Genomic DNA, 11760 nt, shown 5'->3' on the forward strand with positions numbered 1-11760 from the left:
AAAAACACAAAATTTCCATTTAGAGGGTACTTTAAAATCTTAACTTGATGGACGTGGGGATGTATTGCTATTAAGCTAGCAAAACATCCTCTTATATAAGGTTTTTCACTAAAATAGGTCGCCAGTCATTACAGTCATAAACTCCTTAAAAAACTGTTCATAATTCATTTGTATTGCAATCCTATGTTTTGGACGATTACCGAATGTTTCTGGTTCAAAAGTAGATCTAAAATCTCCTATACTTTGTCCTCGTACAGTATCAAGTGCATTAACCGTCACTGCTGATTGATGGTACGTAAAAATATCATCACGATTAATCGCAATCAAAGTGAGCGCATCATGAACCGGGCTACCTTGTATTCCAGGAACTTTTTTTTGATAAAATTGATAATAGTAATAGTCTAAAAGAGGCTTTAAAAACTTAGTTTTTCCTTTAGAGTGAATATAATTGACCATTTCTGGTGTCACGATAGCCGATTGTGTAACATTCAAGGGATAAATTGATAGATTCTTTGCGTATCCCATTATAATATTGGCCGCTACAGGATCGCCATAAAAGTTAGCTTCGGCAATGGGAGTAACATTTCCTGGATATAGAAAAGCTCCTCCCATAATATAATAAGAATGTACATATTCCATCAAATCTCCATAAAGGAGAAATAAAGTTGCAAGTGAAGTTAGCCTTCCGGTATTCACGATAATAAGTTCATTTTTATACTGCTTAATAAGTGTAAGAACCTCAAAAAAATTCTCAAATGTTTGAAGCTCTAGTCCTGGGTAAATGGGCCCTATCCCAAATTTACCGTGAACTTCTGGATAAAAAGTTTCAGCTTCTGAAGACATGGAATGCTCTGCCCCACCAAAAACTTTTATATATTCTTTTCCTACACTTTTAAGTAAAAAGCGAACATTTCTAACAACTTCGGCTTTAGGTACGTTCCCATAGTCTGCAACAATCCCTATGACATCAATTTTATCTGTTAAATGTGCATATGTAATAGCTATTGTATCGTCAATTCCAAAATCTCCAAAAAACAATACTTTTTTACCCATGTAATGTTTCTCCTTAATTTTATTAGCTTCTTAAACAGGTTATAATTAGATAGCATGATATAAGATTGTTCCTATGTCTTTTTGTAGTACTGTGTATGAATGAATTCATCTAGTTAACATACACTTTCGTTAATAATGAAAAAATTCCTTTTGTATGAAATGAAATAGTATGTAATTACTAATCTTAACGTGTTTTTTCTGATACCCTATGCTCATCAAGTGGCCCTCAAAATGAATAAAATACGTTATTCTTTCTGTAAAATCATAGGAAAGGATGGCGTTGTTTATTCCAGTTCGAAGAACCTTTTGTTCTTCTAGAAAGGATACGCTTTGCTTTCGCTAACTTTTTTTTAATGTACGGAAAAATTTAGGGTTCTTGTATGTTGTGCCATCAGAAAAAATGGTAAAATCTTTTAATCCAACATCAATTCCACAAGTGGATTCAGTTTTAGGCATTTGTTATCTTTTTGTTACCTTCAGATGAGTCATCTATATGTTAAAATATTTATATTCCTCCTAATCAGTTTATCCGATTAGGTGAGCCCTAAAGAGCCCCTATCTCCTTAGGGCTCTTTTCATTAAACCTATCATGGTTCTGTTGCAAAGTGTTTAAAACTAAGCTAAACTTTTGCAAAACAGGATGAGGGGAATCATAAATGAGATATTTTAAAGGAAAACATTTCAATGTATCCAAATTGTGTCTAAACGTACAATTTTCTATTTTTGATATGCTAAGGCCATGCCCATCAACTTAAAAATTTTCACCACCCCCAAGTGTAAAAAAAACGTTATTCTTTCTATGTATTTCTACAAAAAGAATAACGTTTTTTTCGTTATAGGAATACAGATTTATCTTAACTTGATGGCACTGGGTTACCGCCACATGCCTATCAAGCTAAGATTTTGAAGTGCCCCAAAAACGAAAGTCTCATCTTTTCATAGGTTTCCATAAGGATTGCGCTCATTTTTTTGTTTTGGGCTAATTTTGAATTCTTAAATAGATGGTAATAGGGTGGGGTCAGAAATAAATCATTAATCTTAAATTATGTAATTTTGCATAATATTACATAAATTCAGTATTTTGCTTTTTTTCGACATGGATAGACAGTATAATTTTCGTGAGATTAATATTTCAGTAAATTATATGAGGTGAAAAACATGAGTAATAAAAAAACTTTAGCTACAGTTGCATTAACAACAGGATTAGCTTTAACAACTGTAACACCATATGGAGTAGGTCATGCAGAGGAAACAGATCAACTACAAGTTCAAATTCAGGAGGATTCATTCCGTACAGGTGAACTTACGCAACCATCACAAAAGGCACCAGAGAATGTAGTAAAAGATGCTCTTAAGGAGAAAACAGAGCAAGCTTTGTCTCAAAAACAAGTGAATGGAGAAACAGGAGTAGATTATAAAGTCCTTCAAAAACGTGGTTCTTATGATGGAACTACACTTGTACGTTTGCAACAAACATATGAAGGAAAAGAAGTATATGGCCATCAATTAACTGCGCATGTAGATAATAAGGGTGTAATTAAAAGTGTTTCAGGAGATAGCGCGCAAAATTTAAAACAAGAAGATTTGAAAAAGGCTATTAATCTATCAAAAGAAGAAGCGAAACAATATATTTATACAAAGTACGGGAACGATATCAAGTTTATTTCTGAGCCAGAAGTAAAGGAAGTTATTTTTGTTGATGAAAATAATGGACAAGCTAGCAATGCATACCAAGTTACATTTGAAGCAGCAACACCAAACTATGTATCTGGTACTTATTTAGTGAATGCACATAATGGAGAAATGTTGAAAAATATGTTGAAAGAATCGGACTTAAAAGCAAGTGAAAAGCTTGTTGGAGCCTTAAAAGAAAGTAGAAAAAATAATCTTGCACCATTAACTGGGACAGGAAAAGATGATTTAGGTGTATCTCGTACATTCGGCATTTCTAAACAAAGTAACGGAAAATATGCGCTTGCTGATTATACACGAGGGCAGGGAATTGAAACATATGATGTGAATTACAGGGATATTGCTAAAGAAGAAAGATATTATCCTGGAACATTAGCAACTAGCACTTCAACAACGTTTAATGATCCAAAGGCGGTAAGCGCTCATTACTTAGCAACAAAAGTATATGATTTTTATAAAGATAAATACAAGCGTAATAGTTTTGATAATAAAGGGCAAAAAGTAGTATCAGTTGTACACGCATGGGACTCTGAGGATACAAATGATCCGAAAAATTGGCAGAATGCATTAAGTGCTAATAATGGTAGTATGCTTGTATATGGAGACCCTATTGTAAAGGCATATGACGTAGCAGGACATGAATTTACACATGCGGTTACATCTAGTGAATCTAATCTTGAATACTATGGAGAATCTGGTGCGATTAACGAGGCATTGTCTGATATTATGGGAACATCTATTGAAAAATACATAAATAATGGGACTTTTAACTGGACAATGGGAGAACAAACCGGATCAGTTTTCCGGGATATGGCCAATCCGTCTTCAGTTCCGTCTTCAGCTGGGGTACCTTATCCAGATGATTATAGTGAATTTAACGATTTTAATGGATGGGATCAAGGAGGCGTTCATTTTAACTCAAGTATCATTAATAAAGTTGCTTATCTAATTGCAACAGGTGGAACTCATAACGGTGTAACTGTAAAAGGAATTGGCGAGGATAAAATGTTTGATATTTTCCATTATGCAAATACTGATGAATTAAACATGACTTCTGATTTCTCTGAATTGAGACTAGCATGTATTCGAGTTGCGACGAATAAATATGGAGCTAACTCAACTGAAGTTCAAGCGGTTCAAAAGGCCTTTGATGCAGCAAAAATTAAGTAAACGAGAAATATAGTTCTTAGCGACATTGAAGAACTCATCGCATTATTATTGTATAAGCAAGAGATAGGCCGTGTTCTGACAGTGTTTCGACTACATTATGGAAAGTTAGATAGTACATTAAGTATTATCTAACTTTTTATAAAAAATTACCAGAAAATTTGTTTTTTTTATGATAATAATTAATATATTAGGGTGAGGGGTATTATGGATGCACTTATAATTGAAAAGGAAGAAATGATAACATTATTAAGCAGTTGGTATAATTCAATTATTTCTCAACATATAATAAAAGCTAAACACTTAAAGGAAGAAATAGATAGAAATATTCATAGTATTGAAGGAGATAGTAATAACTCTATCTATTATTCACTACTTAACTTTAGATATAATTTATTGATTTGTGATATAGATGGTTCTAAAGATTGTCTAGAAAAGATTGCTCCATTTCCAGAGCAATCTGAAACATATTTGAAATATTATTATCATTTCTTCAAAGCTATTTATGCAATTTCAATTGGAAATCATAATGAAGCTAAGGGACAATATGAGAAGGCTGAAAAACTTTTAGCAACTATTCCAGATGAATTAGAAAAGGCTGAATTTGATTACATGTTTGCAGTATTCCATTATCAATTCTTAAACCCATTGTTGGCTGCTAAATATGCAAATAAGGCAAAAGAGATATTTTCTAAACATACAGGGTATGAATTGAACTACCCCCACTTTCACTTCATTTAGAAGAGGGGGATTCCTAAGTAAAGAGTTCTATCGAGCTCTAATTTATTAGGCTATCTCCACAGTCCTTGCGGTTAGAAGCCTTATCGCTTCATTCTTTAGATTGATACTTGCGTTAATATCCCTATCATGGTGTGTACAACAAGAAGGACAGTCCCATTTACGTAGGTTTAGATTTTTAACGTCTTTGTTTTGATATCCACAACAAGAACATAATTGGCTTGAAGCAAATGTTTTCGATACGACAATGATTTGTTTGCTGTACCATTTTGCCTTATATTCCAACATAGTTCGAAACTGAGACCATGATACCTCACTAATTGCTTTTGCTAACTTATGATTCTTTAACATATTCGATACTTGCAAATCCTCTATACCGATAACATCGTGGTTTTTGATGATTTCAGTCGAGATTTTGTCCAAGTAATCTTTTCTAGCATTCGTCATGTATTCATGAATTCTAGCTACTTTTACTCGTTGTTTATTCCAGCGAGAAGATCCTTTCATTCTTCTAGAAAGAACACGCTGTGCTTTTGCCAACTTCTCTTCTAATGATCGAAAAAACTTCGGATTTTTATAGGTTGTTCCATCTGACAAAATGGCGAAATCTTTTAGTCCCACATCCATTCCAATGTAAGAATTTGTTTTCGGAAGTTCTTGCACTTCTGTTTCAACTAACAATGACACAAAGTATCTGCCAGAAGGGTTCCGTCTAACTGTAGCATTTAAAATACGTCCTTTTACTTCACGACTTTTGGCAAATCGAACAAGACCTAGTTTTGGCAATTTTATTTTGTTTCCTACAACGGCAATGTTTTCATTTGTTTGTTTTGTGGTATAAGATTGTACGTTGTTCTTCTTAGATTTGAAACGCGGGGCATTGTTTTGTTTTTTGAAAAGGCGTGTATAAGCATCCGTAAGGTTGCGAACAGACGACTGAATCGCAATACTATCCACTTCTTTTAGCCAAACAAACTCTTTCTTCATGGCAGGAAGTTTGGCAGAGCATGTACCATATGTCAAACCTTTTCCTGTTTCTTTGTATGCATTATCCCATAGAGATAGGAAATGATTGAATACAAAACGAGAACAGCCAATTGTTTTATTGATTAGAGTCGCTTGTGCTTTATTTGGATAGATACGAAATTTATATGCTTTATTGATCATCATTCGTTTCACCCCCATTTCGATATGTTTCTATTATACAACAAACATACATTCGATTGGTAGTGAAGTAACAGTTTATGTATGTCGAACAATTAAGATGGCTTCCTGCCATTCCTTGTTCGAAGCCAATTCATCTCCCACATACTCACTTCGCGTTCCTTGAGGAAGGAGTCTTCTTGGTTAAAATGATAAAAGTTGCTTCCTGTCAAAATACCATAGGACTTTCTTGTACTAAACTTAGAATGTATGAAATTGCGGAGGATAATTTCATTTCGGCTCTTAGAATATTTGAAAAATATAGTGAAGAAAAACTAATAGGTAAAGTAAAACATAATTTAGGATTATTATATACAGATCAAAACCTTCCAGAGTTAGCGATTAAATATTTAAAGGATTCTTTAAAGAATAACCCTAAAACTATGTTTTTATTAGCGAGGGAATACTATAAGTTAGGAGGTAATTTTCTTGCTGCAAATCTAATTGATCAAGGATATAACCTTACAACACTTAAAGAATATAAGTGCCACTTTGCTATCTTAAGAGAACTGAATAAGAAAGCTAAGGTTGAGGAGCTAGAGAAAGTTATTATGATAGGAATCCATTACTTCAAGAAAGAAAATTTATGGGGTCATGTAAAAGAATATGCTTCAATTCTCGGAAATAAGTTCTATGACCTTAACAATTATGAGCAAGCCAGTAGATACCTTCACATTGCTCTAGATGCTGACAAAAAGGATTTAGAGAAGGGAGCCTGAAAATAATGAAAAAAGTACTTTTAACTGTAATGATTTTTACAGGGATTTTATCTTTTGGTATTGCTAAACAATCTATGGAAAAGTAATCAGTTAAAGTTAATCTACTTTGTTTAGATCATGGAAAAACTATCTAATTGAAAAAAGAGAGTGCCTTCTTAGAAAAAGGACTCTCTTTTCGTATTTTGTTATTTATTATTCACATATGTATCAAACCATAAGTGGATATATCCAGCTGTAATACGTTGTGCTTCCATTAAACGCTTTCCAGTCACCGGTGTTACTTCAGCGCGCCATTTATCAGCAGCTTCTTGTGATATAGCAGCATCTATAAACAACTTTTTTGTCTTATCATTAACAATTAGTGGGAAATCTGCTTTTGCACCAACTGCAGAAGCATGAACCCAATCTTCTGGATTTACACTTTTCCAATTCCAATAGCCATTTCCATCTTTTACTTTATAATTGTCTTTCACAGTATCGACGAAGTTTTCATATTTTGAGTGTAAGGCCATAGGAAGCGAAACGTTGGTAAAGTTCGCTGCATGCATAGGCTGATTAACATCCCCTAAATAATGAAGTGATAATCCTAAATAGAAAAATGCATTTTCAAAATCTTTATTTTGATAGGATTCACCAGCTAATTTGAAATATTTTGCTCCTGTTTCTTTTGCGTGTTTGGCAAGTGGAAGATACGTACTTCCTGTATCAGGATCATAGAAGTGTGAAGCGAATGTACCATTATCAAAGTACGGATTTTCATAATCGGCAGAGTAGACACCCTTCTCTAACTCATTACGCCATTCATTTAATAGAGATATCTCATTTGGCTTCACAACGGTCTTATTTTGGGCCATAACTTCAATGCCTCGGTTAACAATCCATAAATGAGTACTTACTCCTTCATCATGGATGGCTTCTGCGGACCACTTATGACCAAAAGATGTCCCATATTGATGGTTATTTTCATGTGCAAACGCCACACTTTGAATAGGGGCTGATAAAGCAATTACTGAAGCTAAAGCAAAAATTTTTCTTTTCATAAATATTCCTCCATTTGATATATAATCTAACATCACCCTCATGTATAATCTTAGCATTGACTAGTAAGGAAGTAGATTGTTTTTTTAATATATGCAAAATTTCATATTTGAATTCATTATTGCAGCCATTTCCGAACGAGAAAGCCCATCGCCTTTAGGCATGGGTTGTGTTCAATATGTAAAATTACATAAGGTTGCTAGTCCAGATTAGTATATAATGTAATAGAACAGATTGGATTTTTCTTTAATCGTTAGATTCGAACCTAACGTCCTATCAAATTCGTAAAATGTGTATACTGAGAAACTTTGGAAAGGCATCCGGAAGGATGTCTTTTTTTTTTGAACAACGCTCAAAAAGTATAGTGGAGAATTCTATATCAAAAGAATATTGTATGTTTAGAAAAAAATTTCTTATAAAAGAAGCACTTCTTTTTCAACTATGGATGTAATAGGAGAATAGGTTCTAATTAATTTGTTAACAATTTCTTCTGATATATCATGAACACTGCCTAATTTTTGAATAGAAAAAAGATGTGTTGAAAGAGTTAATGTTAGAATTTTCACTATGTTATAGAAAAAGTTATTATTTGTATAAAATGTTAACATTCCAAAAGAATACAGGCGTTTCGTATTGGGAAAGGGAATCCATTATGTGAATCAAAATATTAAAAGGGGGAAATTAGTAACTATGAAAAAGATTTTAGGGGCTGCAATGAGTTTTATATTTGCTTTTATGCTTATAGGGGCAAATGATGTGTTTGCTAAAGAAACATCAGAGAACTTTAGTTTTTCTCTTGAGCAGGGAGGATCATTTAAATGGATGCCTGGAATGAATGATTTATATTTATTTGATCATCCAGTAAATGATGTGACAATTGGAGCAATGCAGTACACAAGAGATGGAAGTGAAGTAAAAGTTATGTATGAATTAATTCCACTTAGTCCATTAGGAAAATCTTCTGCAAGAACACTAACAGGCATGTATACAAAAGAGCAAGGAAAGTTGTATTTTAATAATATTCAACGTGGTATCTATGTAATGAAAGTTACAAATCTTTCTCAAGGACCTGTATCTGGAAATTTTTATGCGTTTTATTAGGATTAATATGGGTAGTAAGAAAAAGTCTCTTATAGAAGAACATGACTATTAAGTTAGCAGAAATAAACCAGTTGCTGAAAAGTAACTGGTTTATTTTTGTTAGATATACATTTATAATTTGGAACAAAAAGGGTACTGATAGTGTTGTATTTTCTAATTTTAGAGGTTATTTGTATAAGCGACTAAATTTGTATTATTTTTTAAAAATATGTATTGCTTTTCATCATCACTTTCGATTAATCTAACTGTATAGTTTAAAGCTATAAGTTATGATTAACCTAATGGTAGATATAGAATAAAAAAAGAAAAGGATAGTCAGATTTACTAACTATCCCTTTAATTTTATAAAACTTTTATTGTAATCTCTTTAAAGTATAAACCATCAGCAGAACTAATTGTTACTTTTGTAGTACCTCTATTTAGAATTTTCATGTTTAAATTACCTGCTTCTGCATGTTCTGGGGCGATAGATGCCTCAAGAACATCACGATTTGAAACTGTAATTTGGGCACCTTTTAACGTATAAGCAAAGTTAAAATCAATAAATGGCTCACGGTTTGTATTTTTATAAAGTTTTGAAACTTTGATTTCTGCTGTATCAGTTACATTTTTATTTCCGAATTGTTTTGTATACCAACTAATATTAGAGAAGTTAACTGGAACCCTACTTAATAATTTTGTGCGACCAGGGCTATCAGGTAATTTTTTGAGTTCTTCTTGTACTTTTTTAATATCAGATTGCGTGATACCAACCTTAACAGGAGATCCAATTCCGTCTGTAAATAATGATTCTAAGAGCTTTTGACCAGTTTGTAGTTCAAAGAAAAGGTTTTGAGCTTTTTCAATTTCTTTTAATAGATTTGTTTTGTTTTCAGTATTATTTAGTTGATCAACTTTCGCTTTGGCAGCATCAATGTCATCCTGTTTAATAGCAGCTTTTAACGTTTTATGATCATTGGCCGTGAATAAATCGTTAATCGCTTTTTGAGCATCTTGCAATTTGAAAGCCTGAGCAGAATTTAGTAGATTTTGAGCTTTTTCAATCTCTTTTAGTAAAGATTTTTTGTCATTGTTGCTAGGAAGTTGGTCAACATTTTCTTTTGCAGTATCAATACTTGCTTGTGTAGTAGTTTCTTTTAGTGCTGTATGATAATCATCCGTAAATAGATTATTCAAAATTTCCCGAGTTTCATTTAGTGAATTTAATAGGTTTTGAGCTTTTTCAATTTCTTTCATTAGATTATTTTTGTCTTTTTGATTTGATATAAGTTGTACTTTCTCTAGTGCTTTCTCGATGTCCTTTTCGCTAAGTCCATTATTTAATGCGATGTGATTTTCGTCTAAGAAAAGATCATTCACAGTCTTTTGAGCATTGTTTAATTTTGTTACTTCTTGTTCTTTGAGAAGGCGCTGAGCATTTTGAATTTCATTTAATAAATCTGTTTTATTTTGGTTGTTAGGAAGTTTGCTAACATTTTCTTTTGCAGCATTAATATCTTGTTGAGTTGTTTCTGCACCTAGTTTGGAGTGAGCATCATCTGCAAAGAGTCCATGCACAGTGCTACGTGCATCATTAAGTAAGTTAAATAAATTTTGAGCTTGTTCCATTTCTTTATCTAATTGATGTTTATGTTTTGCATCAGGAAGTAGCATTACTGCTTTTTGAGCTGCATCAATTTCATTTTGAGAAATATGAGCATGTAATGTGGAATAACTTTCATCAGCAAATAGGCTATTCACTGCTTTTTGAGCTTTTGTAATAAGATTGTGACTTACTGTAATACCAACTCGCGAATCTTGTTGGACTTTTGTATCGCCATAATAACCGTAGTAAGATGCTACACTGTAAATAAGCTTCTCATCTTCAGCATCTTCTGGGACAATGAATTCCTTCTGAACAGTTGCTTCTTCTCCAGGTGATAAAATATTGTCAGCACCAATGTCGGCATATTCCTGATGCATACCAAGATGCCAATCCGCGCCCCAAACATTCGTTAAGTTTCTATTACCCGTATTTTTAATTTTATAAGTATAAGTTATTTTTTCCCCAGGTGTTACAACTTCTTTATTCGTTGAAATTCTTAATGAAATCTCTGGCTTCACTACATCTACGGTAATAGATGATTTCCCCGCTATTTTTATTTGTTTTCCATCAGCAGTACCGTATACAGTAGCTAGGCTTCGAAAAGTTTTCCCCTCTTCTACATCCTTTGGAACAGTATATTTTTTGGAGAGTGTAATTGTTTCTCCAGGTCCGAAAGCGTTATCATTACCTAAGTCAAAATATTCTTGCAGCATGTTAACATGCCAGTCTACAACCCACACATCTTTAATTACTTTATTCGTTGCATTTGTAAGTTTGTATTGATATGTTATTGTTTCGCCTGGCATAGGAGTCGGGTTACTTGGAGTGACCTGTAAAATCATATGACCAACTTGTTCCTCACTACTAATCTTAGAAACTGTGTTTTGTGCTGCAGAGGCTTCGGATACAACCGGGGCTGCTAATACAGATAAACATAATAGTGATGCGACTACCTTTCTTTTAGTATTTTTTTTGTGTGATTCTTGCATGGAATAATCCTCCTTGAAATGATATTTTTGGAAAAAATTAATTCGGAAACAACTTTATAACATTTTGAAAAAAAAATCAAACTCGAATTTTTTAAAAAATAGACTTATGAAAGTCTATTTTTTTTCACAAAAACAATAAATTGCAAATTATGAAGGGGTAAATTTATAAAAAATTTAAAAATGTATGTGAAGGAATGCGAATGAAATAAATTTATTTAACTTTGAGAAAAGTATAGAGGAATAATACAACATTTATAGGCAGTAAGGGCTATAACAATGAAGGTTTCCATGTATATAGATTTCTTAAAATAGAACACTTTATCAACCTTAAATTTCTATTTTTGTAAAAATCAAGGTTGAAGTTTAGGAGGAAACGAGATAACCTAATGATTGTGCATTTAGTTATTTGGAAAAATATATCATTAAAACCTTACAGGATTGCTCTGTGAGGACTATTTTTTATATTTAACACTAT

Annotated in this window: 8 protein-coding genes and 1 pseudogene; 4 read left to right on the forward strand and 5 right to left on the reverse strand. The window is 32.7% G+C overall.

Features of this window, described 5'->3' with window-relative positions; translation table 11 throughout:
• Positions 1-108: 108 nt before the first annotated feature.
• Entirely contained in the window at positions 109-1053 is a 945-nt protein-coding gene (locus COC96_RS19615; protein WP_098769181.1) for a nucleoside hydrolase, read from the reverse strand.
• 277 nt (positions 1054-1330) lie between these two features.
• Positions 1331-1512, reverse strand: a pseudogene (locus COC96_RS28140) (transposase); the annotation flags it as partial.
• 699 nt (positions 1513-2211) lie between these two features.
• Here COC96_RS28140 and COC96_RS19625 point away from each other — a divergent pair.
• On the forward strand, positions 2212-3915 hold the full coding sequence (locus tag COC96_RS19625; RefSeq protein WP_098769182.1) for a M4 family metallopeptidase: 1704 nt from the start codon (positions 2212-2214) through the stop codon (positions 3913-3915).
• A gap of 204 nt (positions 3916-4119) precedes the next feature.
• On the forward strand, positions 4120-4653 hold the full coding sequence (locus tag COC96_RS19630) for a response regulator aspartate phosphatase (protein WP_257201970.1): 534 nt from the start codon (positions 4120-4122) through the stop codon (positions 4651-4653).
• A 45-nt stretch (positions 4654-4698) separates the two neighbouring features.
• Here COC96_RS19630 and tnpB read toward each other — a convergent pair whose 3' ends face one another.
• The gene (tnpB, locus tag COC96_RS19635) at positions 4699-5820 is read right to left on the reverse strand and encodes an IS200/IS605 family element RNA-guided endonuclease TnpB (protein WP_098769183.1); all 1122 of its coding nucleotides are present in this window, start codon (positions 5818-5820) and stop codon (positions 4699-4701) included.
• A gap of 173 nt (positions 5821-5993) precedes the next feature.
• On the opposite strand from tnpB, the gene COC96_RS19640 reads away from it, so the two are divergent.
• The gene (locus tag COC96_RS19640) at positions 5994-6572 is read left to right on the forward strand and encodes a tetratricopeptide repeat protein (RefSeq protein WP_257201972.1); all 579 of its coding nucleotides are present in this window, start codon (positions 5994-5996) and stop codon (positions 6570-6572) included.
• 185 nt (positions 6573-6757) lie between these two features.
• Here COC96_RS19640 and COC96_RS19645 read toward each other — a convergent pair whose 3' ends face one another.
• Positions 6758-7612 (reverse strand): phospholipase C, encoded by an 855-nt coding sequence (locus tag COC96_RS19645; protein ID WP_098769184.1) that lies wholly within the window; start codon positions 7610-7612, stop codon positions 6758-6760.
• 688 nt (positions 7613-8300) lie between these two features.
• Here COC96_RS19645 and COC96_RS19650 point away from each other — a divergent pair.
• The gene (locus COC96_RS19650) at positions 8301-8711 is read left to right on the forward strand and encodes a hypothetical protein (protein ID WP_098769185.1); all 411 of its coding nucleotides are present in this window, start codon (positions 8301-8303) and stop codon (positions 8709-8711) included.
• Positions 8712-9053: 342 nt separating this feature from the next.
• Here the strand turns inward: COC96_RS19650 and COC96_RS19655 are convergent, their stop codons facing one another.
• Positions 9054-11285, reverse strand: coding sequence for a toxin Cry1Ac domain D-VI-related protein (locus COC96_RS19655; RefSeq protein ID WP_098769186.1), 2232 nt, complete (start codon positions 11283-11285; stop codon positions 9054-9056).
• Between the last annotated feature and the right edge of the window lie 475 nt (positions 11286-11760).

It is taken from the genome of Bacillus cereus, from assembly GCF_002577405.1.
GTDB lineage: Bacteria > Bacillota > Bacilli > Bacillales > Bacillaceae_G > Bacillus_A > Bacillus_A cereus_AU.

Bases quoted from the DNA above. Each gene is read 5' to 3' on its own strand.
- COC96_RS19655 (WP_098769186.1), bottom strand. From the start codon at position 11,285: ATGCAAGAATCACACAAAAAAAATACTAAAAGAAAGGTAGTCGCATCA.
- COC96_RS19625 (WP_098769182.1), top strand. From the start codon at position 2,212: ATGAGTAATAAAAAAACTTTAGCTACAGTTGCATTAACAACAGGATTA.
- COC96_RS19645 (WP_098769184.1), bottom strand. From the start codon at position 7,612: ATGAAAAGAAAAATTTTTGCTTTAGCTTCAGTAATTGCTTTATCAGCC.
- COC96_RS19650 (WP_098769185.1), top strand. From the start codon at position 8,301: ATGAAAAAGATTTTAGGGGCTGCAATGAGTTTTATATTTGCTTTTATG.
- tnpB (WP_098769183.1), bottom strand. From the start codon at position 5,820: ATGATGATCAATAAAGCATATAAATTTCGTATCTATCCAAATAAAGCA.
- COC96_RS19630 (WP_257201970.1), top strand. From the start codon at position 4,120: ATGGATGCACTTATAATTGAAAAGGAAGAAATGATAACATTATTAAGC.
- COC96_RS19615 (WP_098769181.1), bottom strand. From the start codon at position 1,053: ATGGGTAAAAAAGTATTGTTTTTTGGAGATTTTGGAATTGACGATACA.